At 64.3% G+C, this 21,230-nt stretch carries 20 protein-coding genes; 9 read left to right on the top strand and 11 right to left on the bottom strand.

The window, feature by feature from the left end:
* The first annotated feature begins 224 nt into the window (after positions 1–224).
* A complete protein-coding gene (locus OC450_RS31695) occupies positions 225–1,520 on the top strand; it encodes a hemolysin family protein (protein WP_262049321.1) in 1,296 nt (431 codons plus the stop codon).
* A 181-nt stretch (positions 1,521–1,701) separates the two neighbouring features.
* On the opposite strand, the gene OC450_RS31690 is transcribed toward OC450_RS31695, so the two are convergent.
* The 3 genes from OC450_RS31690 to OC450_RS31680 all read right to left on the bottom strand — a co-directional run bounded on the left by OC450_RS31690 (position 1,702) and on the right by OC450_RS31680 (position 4,753).
* Positions 1,702–1,941, bottom strand: a complete 240-nt coding sequence (locus tag OC450_RS31690; RefSeq protein ID WP_256805517.1) for a PilZ domain-containing protein — start codon at positions 1,939–1,941, stop codon at positions 1,702–1,704.
* A 101-nt stretch (positions 1,942–2,042) separates the two neighbouring features.
* Entirely contained in the window at positions 2,043–3,755 is a 1,713-nt protein-coding gene (locus OC450_RS31685; RefSeq protein WP_211386225.1) for an FMN-binding glutamate synthase family protein, read from the bottom strand.
* 224 nt (positions 3,756–3,979) lie between these two features.
* Complete coding sequence (locus OC450_RS31680; RefSeq protein ID WP_256805516.1) at positions 3,980–4,753, bottom strand: ferredoxin--NADP reductase; 774 nt, start codon at positions 4,751–4,753, stop codon at positions 3,980–3,982.
* A 386-nt stretch (positions 4,754–5,139) separates the two neighbouring features.
* Between OC450_RS31680 and OC450_RS31675 the strand changes: the two genes are divergently transcribed.
* On the top strand, positions 5,140–5,943 hold the full coding sequence (locus tag OC450_RS31675) for a RimK family alpha-L-glutamate ligase (protein WP_262049320.1): 804 nt from the start codon (positions 5,140–5,142) through the stop codon (positions 5,941–5,943).
* Between the two features lie 101 nt (positions 5,944–6,044).
* Here the strand turns inward: OC450_RS31675 and OC450_RS31670 are convergent, their stop codons facing one another.
* Together OC450_RS31670 and OC450_RS31665 are read right to left on the bottom strand one after the other, a co-directional pair.
* Positions 6,045–6,965, bottom strand: a complete 921-nt coding sequence (locus OC450_RS31670) for an amino acid ABC transporter substrate-binding protein (protein WP_211386222.1) — start codon at positions 6,963–6,965, stop codon at positions 6,045–6,047.
* A gap of 12 nt (positions 6,966–6,977) precedes the next feature.
* Positions 6,978–8,273 (bottom strand): dicarboxylate/amino acid:cation symporter, encoded by a 1,296-nt coding sequence (locus OC450_RS31665; RefSeq protein ID WP_211386221.1) that lies wholly within the window; start codon positions 8,271–8,273, stop codon positions 6,978–6,980.
* A 209-nt stretch (positions 8,274–8,482) separates the two neighbouring features.
* On the opposite strand from OC450_RS31665, the gene OC450_RS31660 reads away from it, so the two are divergent.
* The 5 genes from OC450_RS31660 to OC450_RS31640 all read left to right on the top strand — a co-directional run bounded on the left by OC450_RS31660 (position 8,483) and on the right by OC450_RS31640 (position 13,791).
* A complete protein-coding gene (locus OC450_RS31660) occupies positions 8,483–9,484 on the top strand; it encodes an NADP-dependent oxidoreductase (protein WP_262049319.1) in 1,002 nt (333 codons plus the stop codon).
* A 155-nt stretch (positions 9,485–9,639) separates the two neighbouring features.
* Entirely contained in the window at positions 9,640–10,500 is an 861-nt protein-coding gene (locus OC450_RS31655; protein ID WP_262049318.1) for a cysteine rich repeat-containing protein, read from the top strand.
* A 136-nt stretch (positions 10,501–10,636) separates the two neighbouring features.
* Positions 10,637–10,852: a hypothetical protein gene (locus OC450_RS31650; protein ID WP_262049317.1), complete on the top strand. Its 216-nt coding sequence runs from the start codon at positions 10,637–10,639 to the stop codon at positions 10,850–10,852.
* A 189-nt stretch (positions 10,853–11,041) separates the two neighbouring features.
* Positions 11,042–12,181, top strand: coding sequence for an FAD-dependent monooxygenase (locus OC450_RS31645; RefSeq protein WP_211386217.1), 1,140 nt, complete (start codon positions 11,042–11,044; stop codon positions 12,179–12,181).
* Positions 12,178–13,791: a benzoate-CoA ligase family protein gene (locus OC450_RS31640; RefSeq protein ID WP_262049316.1), complete on the top strand. Its 1,614-nt coding sequence runs from the start codon at positions 12,178–12,180 to the stop codon at positions 13,789–13,791. The genes OC450_RS31645 and OC450_RS31640 overlap by 4 nt, the downstream gene beginning before the upstream one ends.
* A gap of 30 nt (positions 13,792–13,821) precedes the next feature.
* Here OC450_RS31640 and OC450_RS31635 read toward each other — a convergent pair whose 3' ends face one another.
* Positions 13,822–14,334: a MarR family winged helix-turn-helix transcriptional regulator gene (locus OC450_RS31635; RefSeq protein ID WP_262049315.1), complete on the bottom strand. Its 513-nt coding sequence runs from the start codon at positions 14,332–14,334 to the stop codon at positions 13,822–13,824.
* Positions 14,324–14,956, bottom strand: a complete 633-nt coding sequence (maiA, locus tag OC450_RS31630) for a maleylacetoacetate isomerase (protein ID WP_256805511.1) — start codon at positions 14,954–14,956, stop codon at positions 14,324–14,326. The genes OC450_RS31635 and maiA overlap by 11 nt, the downstream gene beginning before the upstream one ends.
* Before the next feature lie 91 nt (positions 14,957–15,047).
* Here maiA and gtdA point away from each other — a divergent pair, with 91 nt between their 5' ends.
* Positions 15,048–16,088 (top strand): gentisate 1,2-dioxygenase, encoded by a 1,041-nt coding sequence (gene gtdA / locus OC450_RS31625; protein WP_256805510.1) that lies wholly within the window; start codon positions 15,048–15,050, stop codon positions 16,086–16,088.
* A gap of 121 nt (positions 16,089–16,209) precedes the next feature.
* Here gtdA and OC450_RS31620 read toward each other — a convergent pair whose 3' ends face one another.
* The 4 genes from OC450_RS31620 to OC450_RS31605 are packed head-to-tail and all read right to left on the bottom strand — an operon-like array spanning position 16,210 to position 20,231.
* Entirely contained in the window at positions 16,210–17,034 is an 825-nt protein-coding gene (locus OC450_RS31620; protein WP_211386212.1) for an ABC transporter permease, read from the bottom strand.
* Positions 17,027–17,800: an ABC transporter ATP-binding protein gene (locus tag OC450_RS31615; protein ID WP_211386211.1), complete on the bottom strand. Its 774-nt coding sequence runs from the start codon at positions 17,798–17,800 to the stop codon at positions 17,027–17,029. Before OC450_RS31615 ends, OC450_RS31620 begins: the two co-directional genes overlap by 8 nt.
* A 16-nt stretch (positions 17,801–17,816) precedes the next feature.
* Positions 17,817–18,821, bottom strand: coding sequence for an ABC transporter substrate-binding protein (locus OC450_RS31610; protein WP_211386210.1), 1,005 nt, complete (start codon positions 18,819–18,821; stop codon positions 17,817–17,819).
* A 42-nt stretch (positions 18,822–18,863) separates the two neighbouring features.
* Entirely contained in the window at positions 18,864–20,231 is a 1,368-nt protein-coding gene (locus tag OC450_RS31605) for an FAD-dependent oxidoreductase (protein WP_211386209.1), read from the bottom strand.
* Positions 20,232–20,343: 112 nt separating this feature from the next.
* Between OC450_RS31605 and OC450_RS31600 the strand changes: the two genes are divergently transcribed.
* A complete protein-coding gene (locus OC450_RS31600; protein ID WP_211386208.1) occupies positions 20,344–21,228 on the top strand; it encodes a LysR family transcriptional regulator in 885 nt (294 codons plus the stop codon).
* The last annotated feature ends 2 nt before the right edge of the window (positions 21,229–21,230 follow it).

Here is a 21,230-nt window from a genome sequence, read left to right as displayed (position 1 = left end):
TCCTGCAAATGTCGAGAACCTAGCGGGTGGCCACTAAGAGCCCGTTAAGCACGGCATGCCTGTAGTTCCGCGGGGGTCGGCGTCGAGTGCCTTCCGGAACAGTTGGGACCCGAGGTTCCCTCGGAGCAAAGGATGCGACAGAATCACCGGCATTTCGTCCCCGGAATAACTATATCAAGGCCTGCGCCGCCATCTGCGCCACACTCCCTTACCTCGGAACGTCAATGCTCTCGGTCGAACTCGTCATCGTCGTCGTCCTGATCGTCATCAACGGCCTTTTGTCCATGTCCGAGCTGGCCGTGGTCTCGTCGCGCCCGGCCCGGCTGTCGATGCTCGCGGCCAAGGGTGTGCGCGGCGCCGAGCGCGCGCTGACGCTGGCGGCCGATCCCGGAAAATTCCTCTCGACGGTGCAAATCGGGATCACGCTGGTCGGCGTGCTCTCGGGCGCGTTCTCCGGCGCGACGCTCGGACAACGGCTGACTCAATCCCTGGTCGAGCTTGGCCTGTCCGCAGGGATAGCCGACATCGTCGGCGTCGGCATCGTCGTCACGCTCATCACTTACGCGACGTTGATCGTCGGCGAGCTGGTGCCGAAGCAGGTGGCGCTGCGCGACCCCGAGAGCGTCGCGGTCATGGTCGCCCCCGCGATGCACGTTCTGGCGCGGATATCGCTGCCACTGGTTTTCCTGCTCGATCTCTCCGGCAAGCTGATCCTCTCGCTGCTCGGCCGCGGTGGCAAGGCCGAGGAGAAGGTGTCCGAGGACGAGATCCATCATCTCGTCAGCGAGGCCGAAAGCGCGGGCGTGCTCGAATCAGGCGAAAAGGAGATGATCGCCGGCGTGATGCGGCTCGGCGACCGTCCGGTCGGCGCGATCATGACGCCGCGCACGGAGGTCAACGAGATCGACCTGAACGATACGCCGGAGGCCATTCACGAGATCATCGTGAAGAGCCCGCATTCGCGCTTTCCGGTCTCCGACGGCGATCGCGACAAGCCGATCGGCGTGCTCCAGGCCAAGGACCTGCTGATCGCTTATATGAACGAACGCACGCCCGACCTGCGCGCGCTCGTGCGCGAGGCGCCCGGCATTCCGGCGTCGGCGGATGCCCGCGACGTGCTGGCCATCCTGAAAGCCGCGCCGGTTCACGTCGGTCTCGTCTACGACGAATACGGCGGCTTCGAAGGCATGGTGACCACTGCCGACATCCTCGAGTCGATCGTCGGCGCGTTCCATTCCGAAGAGGGACCGCCGGAGCCGGCCTATGTCAGGCGTGCCGATGATTCACTTCTGATCTCCGGCTGGATGCCGGTCGACGAATTCGGCGAGCTGCTCGGCGTCGAGCTGCCGCCGCACCGCTACAACACGGTGGCGGGGCTGGTGCTGCAGCAGTTCAACGTGCTGCCCAATGTCGGCGATGCGTTCGACTTCGCCGGCTGGCACATCGAGGTCATCGATCTCGACGGGCGAAGGATCGACAAGATTTTGGCGAGCAGGCGGGGCGAGCAGGCGGCGGCGTGAGCTGGTCTCGTCGACCCGGCGAAGGCCGGACCCATAACCATACAATTGAGTTTGGCGAAGACTGAGAGTTACGCGGTGCTGCTGCCTGCGCATTGGCGATAAGTCACGCGGTATGCGCCCCGGCCTTCGCCGGGACGACCGCGGGAGCAAGGGTCACGAGCTCGCGTCGGACGCAGAGCCCCTATCCAAACCTCACCCCGATCCGCTTTTCCTTGCGCCAGACCACGGTGCAGGACAGATGGGTTCCGCCGGCCTGGACGACCAGGATGAAATGGTCGGGGATGCCAACGGGGCTGGTGACGTCGAGCGCGGCGCCTGTATCGGAGAGGTTGCGGATGGTGCAGTCGATCGCGCCGCCGCCGAACTCGATCGTTCCGGCCTTCAACACGCGATGCCTTGCCTTGTCGCGCCGCTCGTCCATGGGGACAATCTACACCCAAAGTTGAACCAAGCGTTAAACGCAGCCCTGGTCGCGACGCATTCTCGCGTCAGGTGCTGCGGCCTTGCAAGGTGGACCGGCGCCTACAGCGCCGGCTGGAACGTCTCCGCCCGCGCCATCCGCCAGGCGTCGCGGAAGCGCGGGTCCTCGGTACCTTCGAGCAGCTCGCCCGGACGCAGCGCCGGGTAGAGCTGCGCGAAGGACTTCACGTCGGTCGTCGAGGTGCGCTGGCTGAAATGGATCGGGCGCAGCTGCTGGGGGTGCTCGAGGCCGGCCGCGGCGATCAGCTCGGTCAGCGAGTGCAGCGTCGCATGGTGATAATTGTGCACGCGGTCGATCTTGAGCGGCACATAGAGCGCGCGCGCGCGGGTCGGATCCTGGGTCGCGACCCCGGTCGGGCAGCGGTCGGTGTGGCAGCTCAGCGACTGGATGCAGCCGAGCGAGAACATGAAGCCGCGCGCCGAATTGCACCAGTCGGCGCCGATCGCCATCGCCCGCGCCATGTCGAAGGCGGTGGCGATCTTGCCGGACGCGCCGATCTTGATGCGGTCGCGGGCGTTGATGCCGATCAGCGCGTTGTGGACGAAATTGACGCCCTCGCGCATCGGCATGCCCAGATGATCCATGAACTCCAGCGGCGCCGCGCCGGTGCCGCCCTCGTTGCCGTCGACGACGATGAAGTCGGGATAGATTCCGGTCTCGATCATCGCCTTGCAGATCGCCAGGAATTCCCAGGGATGGCCGATGCACAGCTTGAACCCCGCCGGCTTGCCGCCGGAGAGGCGGCGCATCTCGGCGATGAACTGCATCATGCCAACAGGTGTCGAGAAGGCACGGTGCGAGGCCGGCGAGATGCAGTCCTCGCCCATCGAGACTCCGCGGATCTTGGAAATCTCCTCGGAAACCTTCGCCGCCGGCAGCACGCCGCCATGGCCGGGTTTGGCGCCCTGGCTGATCTTCAGCTCGACCATCTTGATCTGGTCGTGGTTTGCGACGCGCGCGAACGCCTCCGGATCGAAGCTGCCGTCGAGATGGCGGCAGCCGAAATAACCCGAGCCGATCTCCCAGATGATGTCGCCGCCCATCTCTGCGTGATAGGGGCTGAAGCCGCCCTCGCCGGTATCGTGTGCGAAGCCGCCCTTCCTGGCGCCGGCATTCAGCGCGCGCACCGCGTTCGGGCTGAGCGCGCCGAAGCTCATCGCGGAGATATTGAAAACCGAGGCCGAATACGGCTTCGTGCACTCCGATCCGCCGATGGTGACGCGGAATTTCTCCTCGGCATGCATCTTCGGCGAGACCGAATGATGCATCCATTCATAGCCGTCGCGGTAGACGTCCTCCTGGGTACCGAACGGACGCTTGTCGAGTTGCATCTTGGCGCGCTGATAGACCAGCGCGCGGATGTCGCGCGAGAACGGCATGCCGTCCTTCTCGCTCTCGAAGAAATACTGCCGCATCTCCGGACGAATCTCTTCGAGCAGGAAGCGGATATGTGCCGAGATCGGATAGTTGCGCAGAACGGCATGGCCCTTCTGCATGAGATCGCGGACGCCGAGCAGCGTCAGCGCGCCGAAGATCAGGGTAGGGATCAGCAGGATGTCGAAGATCTTGCGGTCGGCGATGCCGATGCCGATCAACAGCGCGGTGACGACCGCGCAGATGGTCAGCACGATGAAACGCGGGGAGAATGGCAGCAGCAGGGTTTCCATGATCCCCTCTTCCGCCAGCGGCAGCCGTTTGGGCGCTGCGGCTATCGGAGATTCCTGCGTCTTGTTGTCGTCGGCCACGATTCCCATCCTCTCGCCAGCATGAGGCGGCACGATACGCCCGCGCCTGTCATACGGATATGACGCTGCCCTTGTTTCAGGCTAGCGAATTCGGGCGAGACAAATCAATCAGCCCGATGGGCGGGCTGCTGCGGTGCAATATGAAATGGTTGAGGATGACGTGGCATTAACCGGTCAGGGCGCTTTACCCACAGCCGTCGTCCTGGCGAAAACCGGGACGACACCGAGAGGGCCTACCGCTCGACGAACGCCTTCTCGATCACGAAATGGCCGGGCTTGTTGCCGCTTCCCTCGACGAAGTCGCGGCCCTCGAACATCACCTTCAGCTCTTCCAGCATCGCCGGGCTGCCGCACATCATGATGCGGTCGGTTGCGATGTCGAGCGGGCCCTGTCCGATGTCGTTGAAGATCTGCTCGGAGTTGATCAGGTCGGTGATGCGGCCGCGATTCTTGAACGGCTCGCGCGTCACGGTCGGGTAGTAGACGAGCTTGTCCGCAAGCAGCTCCCCGAACAGCTCGTCTTCGCGCAAGGAAGCGACGAGCTTCTCGCCATAGGCGAGTTCGGAGACCTGGCGGCAGCCGTGCACCAGCACGATGGACTCGAACTGGTCGTAGACCTCGGGGTCCTTGATCAGGCTGGCGAACGGCGCGAGGCCCGTGCCGGTCGAGAGCAGCATCAGCCGCTTGCCGGGAATGAGGTTGTCGGTGATCAGCGTGCCGGTCGCCTTGCGGCCGACCAGGATGGTGTCGCCTTCCTTGATCCTCTGCAGACGCGAGGTCAGCGGACCGTCCTGAACCTTGATCGAGAAGAACTCGAGCTCTTCCTCGTGATTGGCGCTCGCCATGCTGTAAGCGCGCAGCAGCGGACGGCCGTCGATCTCGAGGCCGATCATCGCGAACTGGCCGTTCTGGAAGCGGAAGCCGGTATCGCGCGTGGCGCGGAAGCTGAACAGCGTGTCGGTCCAGTGCTGGACGGAAAGAACCTTCTCTCGGTAAAACGCGCTCATGATTTTCGATATTCCGAATAATTGCGGTTTTAGAGCAAAAGCGTTGCCCGGCCCCTGAAACGGGGCGGACACCATTGCCATGGCGGAGGATTTCGCCTGTGTGATCTACGCCATTGAGACCAATAATCAACCTCGTTCCGGATGCAATTGATGCCGGTCAAACCGGCATTTGCGGCGGAAATGGTCACATCATTAATGGATCTGCTGTCTGGCGCATGCGGAGGGCAATTTCTTTTCCCGCCGGGGCTCGAATACAGCACTTAATTTCCGTGGCGCTCGCGAGAATTTCATTAAGAATAGCTCTGATTTCCACCCCGGTTTGGCGCCGTTTCCCGCATTTTTGCGGCTTTTAGCGCCAGAGCATCTGGAACTGGCGACAAAGACACATGGCGAGCGGAGATCGGATCTTCGTCCAGGCGATCAGGCGCTATTGCGCGAACCACGGCATCAGGCTCGATGTCCGCGCCGATGGCTGGCTGCTCGCGATGCGCCGGGGCGAAACGCGCCATTTCGCCTTCGGCTATGACATCGGCCTCAACAGCGCCATCGCGCACCGCCTCGCCAACGACAAATCGGCCACCGCCGAGGTGCTGGCGCTCGAGGGCGTGCCCTGCATTCCGCATCTCCTCTTCCTGAATCCGAAGCTGGGCCGGAATGTTGTTGGTGCCGCCTGGCGAGAGGCAATGCTGGTGCTGCTTCACGACAATCCGAAAGGCGTGGTCGTCAAGCCGAACGAGGGGACGTCGGGACGATCCGTCTTCAAGGTGACGACGGAGGTGGAGCTCGACCACGCGGTCGGCGAGGTCTTTTCGATGAACGCAGGGCTCGTGATCTCGCCCTATGTCGCGATCGAGAGCGAGGTCCGTGTGGTGCTGCTCGATGATGAGCCCCTCGTCGTCTACAGCAAGCAGCGTGGCTCGGATTGGCGGCACAATCTCGATGCCGGCGCAAAGCCGGTACTCATGGAGGACGGCGAGGTTCACACGGCCTGCGTCAAGCTCGCGGTCGATGCCGCGCGCGCCATCGGCATTGCCTTCGCGTCGATCGACGTGGTGCGCGTGGATGGCGCCTGGCAGGTGCTGGAAATCAACTCCGGCGTGATGATGGAAGCGCTGGCGAAGCTGCATCCGGAGCTGGTTCAGAAGACGTACGATGCGGCGCTGGATCGGGTGTTTGGCGAAGCACGTTGATTGAATTCTTGCCGCGAAATACGCGCCACCTTCTCCCACAAGGGGCCTGTTGCGCTATTGGCTTTTGGAGCTGAAGACGGCAGGGGAGAAGGAAGAAAGCACTAATTATTCGCGCTCGCCGAATCGTCCATCGCCTTGAAGGCTTCCTCGAGCTGCAGCGAGATCGGCACGTTCATCCGTTCGCCGGTGGGAAGCCTTGCGGTGAACCATTTGTTGTAGAGCGGGACGAGGTCGTGGTTGGAGCCTAGCCTGCGGAAGGTTCGCTCGACCACGGCCGACAGTTGCGGCTCGCCCTTGCGGAACATGATGCCGTAGGGATCGTAGGACAGGTAATCGCCGGTGACGCGGAACTTGTCCTGGGCCTTGTGGCGCACGATCAGACCGAAGAGCAGGATGTCGTCGGTCGCGAACGCATCGGCCTTGCCGTCGGCGAGCATCTGGAACGACTGCTCGTGGTCGGCGCCAACAGCGATGTTCAGCCCCAGCGAAAACTTCTTGTCGGCCGCCTGGATCGCCTGCTCGTTTGTGGTGCCCTTCGTCACCACGATGGTCTTGCCCTTCAGATCGGTCAGCGACTGGACGCTCGACGCCTTCGGCACCATCAGCTTGGTGCCGGCGACAAACATCAGCGGCGAAAATGCCACCCGCCTGGCGCGCTCGGCATTGGCAGTGGTCGAGCCGCATTCCAGGTCGATCTTGTTCTGGAGCACGGCGTCGATGCGGTCGTCCGAGGTGACCTTGACGTAGTCGATCTTCAAGTTGGGATCGTCGACCTCGACACCGATCTCCTCGACGATGGCCTCGCAGAGCTCGAGGCTGTAGCCGATCGCGCGATTGGCCTGGTCGAGGAACGAGAACGGCGGCGAGCTCTCGCGATAGCCGAGCCGCACGGTATGCGCGTTCTTGATGGCCAGCAGCGTCGGGCTAAGCCCTTCGCTGCCGCCGGTCTGGCCGGAGGCACCTGTTGCCAGCAGGCACGCTGCCAGCAACAGGCCGCCCGAAATCGCCGTTGAAAGGCGCATGTCGATTTCCCTTCAATGGCCGGCCATCGCGGGTACTTCGCCAGGAACCATGTCTTCGGGCACGGCGTCGCCGGGGCCCATCGCATGCTCCGGCCCGAGCTCGCCTTCCCATTTCGCAACGACCGAGGTCGCGAGCGTGTTGCCGATCACGTTGGTGGCGCTGCGGCCCATGTCGAGGAAGGTGTCGATGCCCATGATCATGAGCAGGCCCGCCTCGGGGATGCCGAACTGCGACAGCGTCGAGGCGATCACCACGAGGGAGGCGCGCGGCACGCCGGCGACGCCCTTCGAGGTGATCATCAGCGTTGCCAGCATCGCGAGCTGCGTGCCGAGCGGCATGTCGATGTGATAGCTCTGCGCGATGAAGACGCTCGCGAAGGTGCAGTACATCATCGTGCCGTCGAGGTTGAAGGAATAGCCGAGCGGCAGCACGAAGCTCGAGATCCGCGACGAGGCGCCGAAGCGGTTGAGGCCCTCCAGCGTCTTTGGATAGGCCGCTTCCGAGCTCGCGGTCGAGAACGCGATCATCAGCGGCTCGCGGATCAGCTTCAACAGATGACTGTAGCGCGGCCCGATCACGATGAAGCCCACGACAACCAGAATGCCCCACAGGATCATCAGCGAGAGATAGAAGCCGCCCATGAAGACGATGAGCTTCCAGAGCACCAGCAGGCCGTTCTTGGCGACGGTCGCGGTGATGGCGGCCCAGACCGCGAACGGCGCGAACAGCATCACATAGCCGGTCACCTTGAGCATGATGTGGCCGATATCGTCGATCAGCGCCAGGATCGGCTTGGAGCGCTCGGGCATCGAGCCCATCGCCACCGAGAAGAACACGGCGAAGATCACGATCTGCAGGATCTCGTTCTGCGCCATCGCGTCCGCGATCGAGGTCGGGATCAGATGGGTGAGGAATTTCTCGATCGAGAAGGCGGACACCGGCAGGCCGGTCGACTGCGCCTTGTCAGGCAGCGTGCCGGGGAAGTTCGCGCCGGGCTGGAGCAGATTGACCATCACGAGGCCGAGCATCAGCGAGACGAAGGAAGCACTGACGAACCAGCCCATGGTCTTGGCGAAGATGCGTCCGAGCTTGGAGCCCGAGCCCATATGAGCGATGCCGCCGACCAGGGTCGCAAACACCAAAGGCGCGATGATCATCTTGATCAGGCGCAGGAAAATCACCGCAATCAGATTGATGGACGAGGCCCAGTCGCCCCGCGTGTCGGGCAGGAAATTGTAGATCGCCGCGCCCATGATGATGCCCAGCACCATCGCCACCAAGATGTATTGCGTAAACCTGTTCGACATAGACGACCCCCGCTACACCGGCCGCTTCATGATGTCGCAGATATGACGATGACGCAACACGCTTGGCGTGCAGGCGCCGGGGCGGATGTTCCCGTTGCGAAGCTGGCGGCCGCGATCTAGCCTTCATGCAGCGCACAACGAATGCGGCCTGCACGTTTTCTTTGCGGCTGCTGCATCAATAATCGTCAACCAAGCGAAGAGGAAACGCCATGAGCGGCAGCGTCAATCGCCAGATTCTTCTGGTGGAAAAGCCCAGCGGCAAGCTCGGCCCCGAGCACTTCAAGATGGTCGAAGGCGCGCTGCCGGAGCCGAAGGACGGCGAGGCCTTGCTGCACGTGCGTTACATCTCGCTCGACGCGGCCAACCGCGCCTGGATGCACGGCGCGACCTATCGCTCGGCGGTCGAAGCCAACAGCGTGATGGCCGGCGGCGCCATCGCCGAAGTGGTCAGCTCGAAGGCGCCGGGCCTTTCAGCAGGCGACATCGTGTTCGGCGACACCGGCTGGCAGGAATATGCCGCAGTGCCGGCCAAGCATCTCACCAAGATGCCGAAGCTCGAGCCGATGACGCATCTGCTCAGCGTGTTCGGCATCGCCGGCCTCACCGCCTATTTCGGCCTGCTGGAAATCGGCAAGCCGCGCGACGGCGAGACGGTCGTGGTCTCGGCAGCCGCGGGCTCGGTCGGCTCGATCGTCGGGCAGATCGCCAGGATCAAGGGATGCCGCGTGATCGGCATCGCCGGCGGCGCCGACAAGTGCAACTGGCTGACCTCCGAACTCGGCTTCGATGCCGCCGTCGATTACAAAGATGGTGCTGTCTTCAAGGCGCTGCGCGCGGCTGCGCCAAAGGGCATCGACGTCTATTTCGACAATGTCGGCGGCGACATTCTGGAAGCCTGCCTGCCGCAGATGAACAATTACGGCCGCATCGCCTGCTGCGGCGCGATCTCGCAATATGACGGCGCACCGTCCGCGCACGGTCCTCGCGGCGTGCCGGGCCTGATCGTGGTGAAGCGGCTGGTCATGCAGGGCTTCATCGTGATGGACTACATGAAGGAGAGCCAGCGCGCGCTCGCCGATCTCCAGGGCTGGGTGAAATCCGGCAAGCTGAAGGTGCAGGAGGACATCATCGACGGCCTCGAGAACACGCCGAAGGCGCTGATCGGATTGCTCGCCGGCGAGAACCGCGGCAAGCGCATGGTCAAGCTCTGACGACGTAGTTACGTCGCATTTGCGCAGGCATAATCTACTTGCGGTAGAGGCCAAAGCGGCCAAAGATACCGCTCGCGAGGCATCACTCGCGACGATTGCGCTTGCATCACATTTGAAAAACGTCGTCGTTACCGGCAGGGCAGGAATTCACTCAGATGTTCAACACGTTGAAACATGCATCAACGCGCACGGCGTTGCTCGCGGCAGCGCTCTTCGCAACTGCAACAGGCGCGTTCGCGCAAGCGCCGACCGACGCGCAGAAGAGCGCGATACGGTCCGCATGTCGCTCGGACTTCATGGCGCACTGCTCGAGCGTTACCCCCGGTGGCGTGGAAGCGTATCAATGTCTGGCGAAGAACATGTCCAGCCTGTCACCCGGATGCCAGACCGCGGTTCGCGCGGTCGAACCCGCTGCAGCTCCGAAGACCGAAGCCGCTCCCGCCAAATCCGAACCGGCAAAGACCGAAGCGGCGCCAGCCGCACCGAAGACGGAGGCTGCACCCAAGGCTGAGTCGGCGCCTGCCGCGCCGAAGGCTGAATCGACCCCCCCGACCAAGCCGGCCGCCGCAGCGGCCGCCAAGCAGCCGAGCAGCGCGCAGGTTGCCGCGGTCAAGAGCGCATGCCGCTCCGACTATCCCAAGGTCTGCGCCAGCGTGCCGCCGGGCGGCGCGCCCGCGCTCGAATGCCTGGAGAAGAACAAGGCAAAAGTTTCTCCCGCCTGTGGGAAGGCCCTCAGCGCCGCGGCCGGCGGCGGCGCGGCAGCAACGGCAGCGCCCGCGGGCGCAGCTCCTGCAGCGGCGGCAACACCGGCGGCCGCGCCAACCGTGATCGTTCTGCGCCCGCTGCGTCCGCGCGAAGAGCTGTTCATCGTCCGCTCGGCCTGCGGCGCCGACATCCGCACGCTGTGCGCCGGCGTCGCGCCCGGCGGCGGCCGCATCGTGCAATGCATCGCCGGCAATGCCGCGTCGCTGTCGCCCGCCTGCAAGGACGTGCTGGCGCCGTTCGCGGCGCGATAGGATCGACACGCGACTGCGCGCACGGAAGCGCGGATAGCGCTTGGCGGCGTGCGTGAAGGAGCTTCGCACGCCTACGACGACAATCGCGGAATTTGCCGACAATCGATTTCGATCACGACAAGATCAGGAGAACAACATGCGTTCATTGCTGCTTATCGCTTCCGCACTCCTCGCCTTCGCGGCAACCGTGACGATCGAGGCCACCGATGCCAACGCGGTGGTGTGCGCGCGCGGCGTCTATCGCGCCGGCTGCGCCGGGCCGAACGCGGCCGTGGTGGTCCGCAAGCCGGTTCCGGTGGTCCGCTGCACCCGGGTGCTGGTGAACGGGGTCTACGTGAAGCGCTGCGTCTGATGCGCGGATAGCCAAGCCGTTGCGGTTTGGCTATGCTCCGAACGTAATGGTTTCGGACACGCGCCAAACGTGTGTTTGGAGCGAGTTTCGGCGCGCCTTGCCTTGCTGATAATTCCGCTGGCGCGGGAAGCCGGAGCCCATTAGTCTACCCCTAGATAGTAAGTATACTGTCAATTAGGGAGGCAGACGTTGCGGATCGCCGTGATTGGCGGGGGGCCCGGTGGGCTCTACTTCGCCTATCTGTGGAAGAAGCGTCACCCCGAGGATCAAGTCGACCTGTTCGAACAGAACCCGGCCGACGCGACCTGGGGGTTTGGCGTCGTGTTCTCCGACCAGGCGCTGGAATTTTTGCGCGCCGACGACCCCGAGACGGTCGACGCGATCGCGCCGCATATGGAGAGCTGGGAGAACATCACTCTGAACCTGAGCGGCGACAGCGTCGCCATCGACGGGGTCGGCTTCTCCTCGATCGGGCGGCTCGAGCTGCTCAGGTTCCTGCAGCAGCGCGCGCTCGATGCAGGCGTCACCCCGCGCTTCGACACCCAGATCCACACGATCGACCAGCTCAACGGGCATGATCTGATCGTCGCCGCGGACGGATTGAACTCGCTGGTGCGCCGCGCCTTCGAGGGCGATTTCGGCACCTCGCTGTCCTACTCCTCCAACAAGTTCGTCTGGTACGGGACCTCGAAGCGCTTTGACACGCTGTCGCAGACATTCGTCAAGACCGACCGCGGCGCTTTCAACGCCCATCACTACCGCTACTCGCCGACCATGAGCACCTTCCTGGTCGAATGCGACCACGCGACATGGCAGGCCTATGGTTTTGCCTACAAGGACGTCGAGCAGTCCAAGGGCGTCTGCGAGGAGGTGTTCGCGGACACGCTCGGCGGCCATTGTCTCGTCTCCAACAAATCGCTCTGGCGCAACTTTCCGTGGGTCTGGAACGAGCATTGGTCGTTCAAGAACATGGTGCTGCTCGGCGACGCCCTGCACTCGGCGCATTTCTCGATCGGCTCGGGCACGCGGCTCGCGATCGAGGACGCCATTGCGCTGGTCAAGGCGCTCGAATCGGACGCGCATCTTTCGACCGCGCTGCATCGCTATCAGGCGGCGCGCAAGCCGGTGGTGCAGAAGCTCGTCAATGCCGCGCGCACCAGCGCGTTCTGGTACGAGCACTTTGCCCAGCACATGCAGCAGGGCCTGATGGACTTCGCCTACAGCTACATCACCCGCTCCGGCCGCATCGACGACTCCCGCCTGCGCGCGATGTCGCCGGCCTTCATGGCGCGCTACGAAGCCGCAAAGAACGGCGGAGACGAGGCATGAGCAACCAGATTCGCGATCAGGTGCCCGCCGACAGTCCGGGCGCGCGCGAGATCGGCTTTTCCGTTCCACAGGTCTACAACGCCAGCCGCGTGCTGTTCGACAATCTCGGCAAGGGCCGCGGCGACAAGCCCGCGCTGATCGGTCCCGCGGGCAGGCGGACCTATGCCGAGCTGTGTGCAGAGGCTTGCCGCTGGGGCAACGGCTTTGCATCGCTCGGCCTGAAGCGCGGCGATCGCGTGCTGCTGTTCCTCGACGATACGCCGGCCTACCCGGCCGCGTTCTTCGGCGCCGTGCGGGCCGGCTTCGTGCCGCTGCTGATCAACACGCTGACGCCGCCGGATCTGCTGCAATTCTATCTCGCCGATTCCGGTGCCGCCGTTGCGGTGGCGGACGCCGAGTTCTGTGCGCGGTTCAACGCGGAAGCCTGCAAGGACACGAATCTGCGCACCCTGATCGTCGTCAACGGCGCGGCGGGCGATCACGCCGCGCCGAGCGCCGTTGCTGCCGCCGGCTGGCTCGCGCAATTTCCGGCCGAGCTGACGGAAGCCGACACGCATCGCGACGAGATGGCGTTCTGGATGTACTCCTCCGGCTCGACCGGTCGGCCCAAGGGCATCGTGCATCTCCAGCACGACATGGCCTACAGCGAGGCGGCCTTTGCGCAGAACGTGTTGAAGCTGGCGCCCGGCGACATCTGCTTCTCGGTGCCGAAGATCTTCTTCGCCTACGGCTTCGGCAACTCCGTCACCTTCCCGTTCTCGGCCGGCGCCGCGACATTGCTGCTGCCGGGCCAGCCGAAGCCCGCGTCGATCTTCTCGGCGATCGAGCAGTACAAGCCGACGGTCTTCTTCGGCCTGCCGACGCTCTACACGTCGCTGACCAAGGCCGAGGGCGCGCACGAGACCGACTTCGCCTCGCTGCGCATCGCGCTCTCTGCCGCCGAGGTGCTCTCGGCCGACGTCTTCAATGGCTGGAAGACGCTCACGGGCCTGGAGATCGTCGAAGGACTCGGCTCGACCGAGGTGCTGCACATCTACCTCTCCAACCGCCCCGAGCGGAAGAAGCTCGGCGCCGCCGGTCTGCGCGTGCCCGGCTACGAGGTCGCGCTGCGCGACAAGGACGGCCGCGACGTCGCCGACGACGAGGAAGGCATCTTGTGGGTCCGCGGCGATTCCAACACGCCGCTGTACTGGAACCGGCCGGACAAATCCGCCGAGACCATCCGTGACGGCGGCTGGATCTACACCGGCGACCGTTTCGTCCGCGATGCCGACGGATTCCACTTCTTCCGCGGCCGTGCCGACGATCTCATCAAGATCTCCGGCCAATGGGTCTACCCGCTCGAGGTCGAGCTCTGCCTCGCCGATCACCCCGACATCCGCGAATGCGCGGTGTTCGCGGCCGAGCTGCCCGACCGTCGCATGACGCTGAAGGCGGTGGTTGTGATGAACAGCCGCGCCGCCGACCAGCGCGAAGCGACGCGGCGGTTGCAGGACTATGTGAAGGGCAAGCTGCTGCCTTACAAATATCCGCGCGAGGTGATCTTCATCGACGAGTTGCCGAAGACGGGGACGGGAAAGATCGACCGGCAGGCGCTGCTGCGGATGTGAGGCGACTGCACAGCCTCACTCACACCGCCCTCACCCCGCCTTTCCCAGATGCTCCAGCGCATCCTCCGCGCGTAGCGGCACGCGTGACGCCTCGTTGTTGAGATCGACGAGCTGGACCAGCAGCCCCATCAGCGCCTTGCGCTCAGCGGGCTTCAGCGGCTCCAGCATCCGCGCCTGCGCGCGTTCGACCGCGGGAATGATCTCGCGCAGGATCGCCGCGCCGGACTTGGTCAGATAGAGCAGCTTGATCCGCTTGTCCTCGGGTGCCGGTTTGCGCTCGACAAAATCCTTGGCCTGAAGCCGCTCGATCACGCTGCCGAGCGTCGAGCGGTCGAAGGCGATCACCGCGGATAGCCGCGTCGCGTCGATGCCGGGATGGGTATGGATCGCGATCAGCGCCGCGTATTGCACCGGCGTGAGATCGAACGCCTTGCACTCCTCCATGAAGATCGAGACCGCGATCTGCTGCATGCGCCGGAACAAATAGCCCGGCGCAGCATAGACCGCGTCTATCGTGATGGGCGGTGCAGGCTTACTCGGCATCGGCCTGCTTTTCCGGCGCGGCGTTGGCGAACGCCGCAAGCGCCTTGGCTGCGGCTTCCGCCCTGAGCAGCCGTGGATAGGCCGAGACGTCGACGCCGAAGCGGCGGGCGTTCGCGAGCTGCGGCACCAGGCAGAGATCGGCGAGCGTCGGGGCTTCACCGAAGCAGAACGGTCCCGGCTCGTCCCTGATCAGCGTCTCGCAGGCCGAGAGCCCCTCGCGGTTGACCCACGCCGCCCACTCCTGGACCTTCTCCTCGGCAAGGCCGAGCTCGCGCAGGCGCGCCAGCACCTTCAAATTCTGCACCGGATGGGTGTCGCAGGCGATCGCCAGCGCGAACGCCCTGACCTTCGCGCGTTGCAGCGCATCCTTCGGCAGCAACGGCGGATTGGGATGGGTCTCGTCGAGCCATTCGATGATCGCGACCGATTGGGTCAGCACAGTACCCGTATCATCCTCCAGCGCCGGCACCAGGCCTTGCGGATTGATGGCCAGATAGGCGGGCGCGCACTGCTCGCCCTTGCGAAGGTGATGCGGCAGATGCTCGGCACCGAGGCCCTTCAGGTTCAGCGCGATCCGTACCCGATAGGCGGCGCTGGAGCGGAAATAGCCGTGCAGCTTCATGGGAAGCCTCCCTGTCATTCTTGTTCGTCAAGTTGACGCTACCTAGATCGTCAGTATACTGTCAATCAACAAAACGAACGGGAGCCGCACCATGGAAGCCGTGACCAAGACGCCCGAACGCGAGGCCTTCTACAAGAAGATCGACGGCGAAAATCTCACCGCGCTGTGGACGGTGATGGGCGATCTGATCACGCCGGAGCCGAAAAGCGCCTGCCGGCCGCATCTGTGGAAATTCGACGTCATCCGGGACTACATGACGGAGGCCGGCAAGCTGATCACCGCCAAGGAGGCCGAGCGGCGCGTGCTGGTGCTCGAGAATCCCGGCCTGCGCGGCCAATCGAAGATCACGACCTCGCTCTATGCCGGCGTGCAGATGGTTGTCCCCGGCGACGTCGCGCCCGCGCACCGCCATAGCCAGTCGGCACTGCGCTTCGTGCTCGAAGGCAAGGGCGCCCACACCGCGGTGGACGGCGAGCGCACCGCGATGGAGCCTGGCGACTTCATCATCACGCCGTCGATGACCTGGCATGATCATTCCAACGAGACCAGCGAGCCGATGTTCTGGCTCGACGGCCTCGATATTCCGCTGGTGCAGTTCTTCGACTGCTCCTTCGCGGAAGGATCGAAGGAAGACCAGCAGAGGATCACCAAGCCCGCCGGCGACAGCTTTGCGCGCTACGGCCACAATCTGCTGCCGGTCGACGTGAAGCGAAGCTCGAAGACCTCGCCGATCTTCAGCTATCCCTATGCCTATACCCGCGAGGCGCTGGAGAAAGCCCGCGCGAGCCAGGAATGGGACGCCTGTCATGGACTGAAGCTGAAGTTCAGCAATCCCGAGACCGGCGATTTCGCGATGCCCACCATCGGCACCTTCATCCAACTGCTGCCAAAGGGCTTCAAGACCGCGCGCTATCGCGCGACCGATGCGACCGTGTTCTGTCCGATCGAGGGACGCGGCCGCAGCCGCATCGGGGACGCTGTTTTCGAATGGGGCCCGCGCGATCTGTTCGTGGTGCCGAGCTGGCAGTGGGTGACGCACGAGGCGGACGATGATGCCGTGCTGTTCAGCTTCTCGGATCGGCCCGTGCAGCAGAAGCTGGATCTGTTTCGCGAGGATCGCGGGAATGCGTGAGGCACCGCTCTCGTAGGGTGGGCAAAGGCCCTCTTGCGCCGTGCCCACCACGCCTTCGCGAGTGATGAGAGGATGGTGGGCACGCTTCGCTTTGCCTACCCTACGGCAGCGGTGATTTTGGCTACCGCCAGTGCAGCAACCTGGTCTCCAGCCAACCGATCACCTTCCCCACCGCCAATCCAAACACCGACAGGATCACCACGCCCGCGAGCAGTTGATCCGTCTGCATCAGATTGCCGGCCTGGAGCACGAATGCGCCGATGCCGTATTGCGCGCCGATCATCTCGGCGCTGACGACGAGCAGCAGCGCCACCGAAGCGGTGATGCGGAAGCCGGCGAGGATCGCGGGCAGCGCGCCGGGCCAGATCACCTTGCGCACGATGGTGGCGAAGGGGACATTGAAGCTCTGCGCCATGCGGATGAGGTTGCGCGGCACGGCATCGACGCCGCTATAGACCGAGATCGCGGTCGAGAAAAAGACCCCGAGCGCAATGGTCGCGATCTTCGGCTCTTCGCCGATGCCGAGCCAGAGGATCAGCAGCGGCAGCAACGCGATCTTCGGGATCGGAAACAGCGCCGAGATGAAGGTGATGCCGACGCTGCGCGCAAGCCGCGACAGGCCGATGGCAAAGCCGACGACCACGCCGGCCGCGGTTCCCAGCAGCCAGCCCACGCCGATCCTCAGCAGTGACGCCGAGAGATGCTGCCAAAGCGCGCCGGAAACGGCGAGTTGGTAGATGGCCCGCGCGATCGCGGATGGCGCCGGCAAGAACAACGGATTGACGAGACCGGTGCTGCCGGCCGCCTGCCAGATCGCGATGACGAGCGCGAGCGCGATCCAGCCGCCAAAACGGCTGCTGGCGGGCACGAAGCCCGCGCCGCGGAACCGGACGCGCCGGGCTGCTTCATCTTTCACAGATGTTCCCGCCGGAGCGCGATCAAGCATGCTGCACCTCGCGCTCGGCATCGATCGCCTCGTTGCGGATCAGCGACCAGATCTGGTTCTGAAGCGCGAGCAGCTTTTCGCGGGCTGCGATTTCACCGCGTTCGGCGCGCGTCATCGGCACGCTCACGACCTCGCGGATGCGGCCGGGACGCCGCGACAGCACCACGATGCGGTCGGCAAGCCGCGCCGCCTCTTCGAGATTATGCGTGACGTAGACCGCGCCCATGCCGCCATCGGCGAGCAGGCGGACGAAATCCTCCATCAGGAGCTCGCGGGTCTGCGAATCCAGCGCCGAGAGCGGCTCGTCCATCAGGAGAATGGCCGGCCTGACCGCGAGCGCGCGCGAAATGCCGACGCGCTGGCGCATGCCGCCGGAGAGCTGCTTTGGATAGGTTTTGCGGAAATCGGTCAGGCCGGTGCGGCGCAGCGCATCCTCGACCAGCGCGCGGCGCTGGGTGGCCGAGAGTGGGGTGTGCAGCAACGAAAATTCGACGTTCTCCTCCACCGTCGCCCAGGGCAGCAGCGCAAAATCCTGAAACACGAAGGTCAGCGGATTGAGACTGTCCGCCGGCGGCGATCCGCGCAGCTCCGGCGCACCGGACGTCGGCTGCAGCAAGCCGCCAAGGATCGACAGCAGCGTGCTCTTGCCGCAGCCCGACGGCCCGACGATCGCCACCACCTCGCCGGCGCTGACCGTGAACGAGACGTCGTCGAGCACGGCGAGATCGCCGAAGCGATGGCTGATGTGGTTGGAGATCAGGTCCATAAGGTACGTTCTACTCTCAATCCGCCTTCACATATTCCTTGGCGATGATCGCATCCGCGTCAAAACCCTTGTCGGCAAAGCCCTGCTCCTGGAGCCATTTGATCTGGTTGTCGACGTTCTTCACGTCGAGCTTGCCGTCGGGATCGATATAGGCGCAATTGCCGACCACCTGCTCGACCGGCAGATTGGTGTACTTTGCGATGATCTCCAGCAGCGGCTTTGTCTTGTCGTTGATCGGCGCCACGCCGTTCTTCATCGCGGCGAGGATGACGTCGTGATATTCGCGATCGGCTTTCGCCAATGCGCCGAGCAGCTTCGTCACCAGAACCTTGTTGGTCAGCGTCTTCGGCGAGGCGAACACCGCGCCCAACTGCCAGGGCGTCTCGTCGCCGACCCAGCCCAGGAATTTCGCGCCGCCGTCGTCGATCAGCTTTCGCGCGGTGGAAATCGGCAGCAGCGCCGCATCGACGGTCTCGCCCTTCAGCGCGGCCGCCGCGTTCGACAGCGATTGCAGCGGCACGATCTTCACGTCGGCGAGCTTGAAGCCGTATTTGTCGGCGAGCAGGCCAAGCGAATAGTGAAAGCTCGATCCGACCTGCGTCATCGCCACGCGCTTGCCCGCGAGATCCTTCGGCGTCTTCAGTCCGGCCGCATAAGCATTGTTGCTGGCGAAATAGCCGATCAGGGGATAGCCGGCCTTCTCGCGGCTCATGCCGCCGATCACCTTCAACGTGCCCTTGCCGGCGAGATTATAGAGACCGGCCGTGAAGGCGGTGACGCCGAAATCGATGTCGCCCGACGTCGTCGCGACCGCGATCGGCTGGGCAGCGTCAAAAAACTTCAGCTCGACGTCGAGGCCGGCCTCGCGGAAATAGCCCTTGTCCTGCGCGATGAACACCGGCGCGGAGGACGACAGGCGGAGCACGCCGATCCTGGCCTTCAGCGCGTCCTCGGCCCGGACCGTGCTCGTCGCCATGATTGCCAAAAGGCCCGCAAGCGCAAGCCGCATCATCCCGATCATCCCGTTTCCTCCAATGGTTCTTTTGGTCGTTCTTGCAGTCCGTTACAGGCCCCCGGGGACGGGCTGGTCCCGTCCGATAAAGGCGCCCTGTTGTTTCAATGTTTCCTGCAATTTTTCAATGGGGATGTCACGGGGTATCCGGTTTCCGGAGAGCGCCAGCGCTGCCGCGGAACCGGCGGCCTCCCCCATCGCGAAACAGGCACCGGAGACCCGGGCCGCCGACTGGCCCTCATGGGTCATCGAGGCGCAGCGGCCGGCGACCAGGAGGTTGTCGACGCCCTCGGGCACCAGCATCCGATAGGGCAGCTCGTTATAGCCGCGCGATTCCGGGATCGGCGGGAAGGTGAAGACGACATCGCCGGGAACATGAGCCTCGATCGGCCAGCCATTGACGCCGATGGAATCCTCGAACGAGGCGCATCCGAGCACGTCCTCGCCGCTGAGCTGGTAGCCGCCCTTGATGCGGCGGGTCTCGCGGATGCCGAGCTGCGGCGGCAAATCGACGATGTAGGACTTTTCAAACCCCGGCACAGTGCTGCGCAGGAATTCGAAGGCGGCGAGTGCCTGCTTGCGGCCCTCGATCTCGCCGCGGGTGAGGTCGTCGGGCTCGATACCGTTGATGGCATGGCCATCCTCGCGCGCGACCTGCGTGAAATTCACCCGCCATTCGATGCCGGATTTCTGCGGTCGCACGATCGCGCTCTTGCGCGGGAATTTGTGCGTGCCCGCGGCAAGCGCCTTCTCCATCAATTGCGGAATGGTCCGCCACGCATCGCCAGCCCTCTCGGGATCGATGCCGTTCAGGCGCAGCATCATCGAGGGGTACATCGGATGGCCGTGCTCGTCGCCGAGTTCGAACGGCGCGCCGGCCCAGACGGCGAGATCACCGTCACCCGAGCAGTCGATGAAGATCTCCGAGCGAACCGCCTGCCGGCCGGCCTTGGTCTCGACCATCAGCGCATCGATGCGGCGGTCGTCGCCCATCACCACGCCGGCACCAAGGGCATGGAAGAGGATGTGCACCTTGTGGCTGGCGAGCAGTTCGTCGGCCGCGATCTTGTAGGCCGCGGTGTCATAGGCCTGGGCGAAAACCTTGCCGAGGATCAGATGTGGCGCGTTCAGCCCGTTCAGGCGATCGATCCGCGCCAGCAACTCGGACGCCATGCCCTGAACCAGCCGATGCGCCTCGCCGTAGACATTGCCGTGCAGGCCGCAAAAATTGGTAACGCCGGCGGCAGTGCCCATGCCGCCGAGGAAGCCGTAACGCTCGATCAGCAGCGTCTTCCGCCCTGCCCGCGCGGCTGACGCCGCTGCCACGATGCCGGCCGGCCCGCCGCCGAGCACGACGACTTCATATTCGCCGTAAAGCGGCACCTGGCGCGCTGGTTCTTCGATCGTCATGGCCCGCATGGCGCGTCCTATCCCTGAAAATCCTTGCTTGGGCCCGACTATGAATTAACGCGGCCCGAGCTACAATCCACCAAAATAGGCGATCAGCTTTCGCGAATCGAGAAAAGTCGACATGGACATCCTCGTGAACCTCCAGGCCTTCCTCGCCACCGCGGATGCGGCCGGCTTCTCCGCCGCCGCGCGAAAGCTCAATGTCTCGACCTCGGTCGTGGCCAAGCGCGTCACGCAGCTGGAGGCACGGATCGGCACGCCGCTGTTTCACCGTTCGACCCGGCAATTGCGGCTGACCGAAGCCGGACAGCGCTACGTCCATCGCGCCCGCGGCGTCGTAACCGACGCCACCGATCTGCTGTCGCGCATGGGCGAGAAGGGCCACGATCTCGTCGATCACCTCCGAATCAAGGCGCCGACCTCGCTGACGGTGGCGCGCCTCGCCGACGCCTTCAGCGCGTTCCAAACCCAGAATCCGCGACTGAAGCTCGAGATCGTGCTGATCGATCGGCCGGTCGATCCCGTCGCCGAGGGTTTCGACATCGCCATCGGCGCCTTCCCGCATTCCTTTGGCGGCGTCATCGACGAGCCGCTCTGCGCGCTGAAGCGGCTGCTCTGCGCTTCGCCGGCCTATCTGAAGAAGCACGGCACACCAAAACATCCGCGCGACCTCGTCGAGCACCGCTGCCTGAGTTTTCTGCCGACCGGCCCGGAATGGATCTTCGACGGACCGCGCGGCCGCATCAGCATCCAGGTCAGCCCGCTGCTCTCCTCCAACGAGGGACACGTGCTGGCGCGCAGCGCCATTGCCGGCAACGGCATCGCGTTGATGTCGCATTACCTCGTCGCCGATGCCTTGCGCGACGGCACGCTCAAGCCCGTGCTGCGCGACTTTCCGATTCCGGAATTGTGGGTCAAGGCAGCAATCCCCGAGCGGCGGCGCAACGCCGCTGCGGTTCAGGCGCTGCTCACCCTGCTGAAAACGTCACTCGCATCGTCGCTGTAGGC

It is taken from the genome of Bradyrhizobium sp. Bra78 (genome assembly GCF_024519855.1).
GTDB lineage: Bacteria > Pseudomonadota > Alphaproteobacteria > Rhizobiales > Xanthobacteraceae > Bradyrhizobium > Bradyrhizobium japonicum_G.
Note: the sequence above shows the minus strand (reverse complement) of the source record. Positions and strands in the feature narration are given on the sequence as shown.

Bases quoted from the DNA above. Each gene is read 5' to 3' on its own strand.
- OC450_RS31695 (WP_262049321.1), top strand. From the start codon at position 225: ATGCTCTCGGTCGAACTCGTCATCGTCGTCGTCCTGATCGTCATCAAC.
- OC450_RS31690 (WP_256805517.1), bottom strand. From the start codon at position 1,941: ATGGACGAGCGGCGCGACAAGGCAAGGCATCGCGTGTTGAAGGCCGGA.
- OC450_RS31685 (WP_211386225.1), bottom strand. From the start codon at position 3,755: ATGGGAATCGTGGCCGACGACAACAAGACGCAGGAATCTCCGATAGCC.
- OC450_RS31680 (WP_256805516.1), bottom strand. From the start codon at position 4,753: ATGAGCGCGTTTTACCGAGAGAAGGTTCTTTCCGTCCAGCACTGGACC.
- OC450_RS31675 (WP_262049320.1), top strand. From the start codon at position 5,140: ATGGCGAGCGGAGATCGGATCTTCGTCCAGGCGATCAGGCGCTATTGC.
- OC450_RS31670 (WP_211386222.1), bottom strand. From the start codon at position 6,965: ATGCGCCTTTCAACGGCGATTTCGGGCGGCCTGTTGCTGGCAGCGTGC.
- OC450_RS31665 (WP_211386221.1), bottom strand. From the start codon at position 8,273: ATGTCGAACAGGTTTACGCAATACATCTTGGTGGCGATGGTGCTGGGC.
- OC450_RS31660 (WP_262049319.1), top strand. From the start codon at position 8,483: ATGAGCGGCAGCGTCAATCGCCAGATTCTTCTGGTGGAAAAGCCCAGC.
- OC450_RS31655 (WP_262049318.1), top strand. From the start codon at position 9,640: ATGTTCAACACGTTGAAACATGCATCAACGCGCACGGCGTTGCTCGCG.
- OC450_RS31650 (WP_262049317.1), top strand. From the start codon at position 10,637: ATGCGTTCATTGCTGCTTATCGCTTCCGCACTCCTCGCCTTCGCGGCA.
- OC450_RS31640 (WP_262049316.1), top strand. From the start codon at position 12,178: ATGAGCAACCAGATTCGCGATCAGGTGCCCGCCGACAGTCCGGGCGCG.
- OC450_RS31635 (WP_262049315.1), bottom strand. From the start codon at position 14,334: ATGCCGAGTAAGCCTGCACCGCCCATCACGATAGACGCGGTCTATGCT.
- maiA (WP_256805511.1), bottom strand. From the start codon at position 14,956: ATGAAGCTGCACGGCTATTTCCGCTCCAGCGCCGCCTATCGGGTACGG.
- gtdA (WP_256805510.1), top strand. From the start codon at position 15,048: ATGGAAGCCGTGACCAAGACGCCCGAACGCGAGGCCTTCTACAAGAAG.
- OC450_RS31620 (WP_211386212.1), bottom strand. From the start codon at position 17,034: ATGCTTGATCGCGCTCCGGCGGGAACATCTGTGAAAGATGAAGCAGCC.
- OC450_RS31615 (WP_211386211.1), bottom strand. From the start codon at position 17,800: ATGGACCTGATCTCCAACCACATCAGCCATCGCTTCGGCGATCTCGCC.
- OC450_RS31610 (WP_211386210.1), bottom strand. From the start codon at position 18,821: ATGATCGGGATGATGCGGCTTGCGCTTGCGGGCCTTTTGGCAATCATG.
- OC450_RS31605 (WP_211386209.1), bottom strand. From the start codon at position 20,231: ATGCGGGCCATGACGATCGAAGAACCAGCGCGCCAGGTGCCGCTTTAC.
- OC450_RS31600 (WP_211386208.1), top strand. From the start codon at position 20,344: ATGGACATCCTCGTGAACCTCCAGGCCTTCCTCGCCACCGCGGATGCG.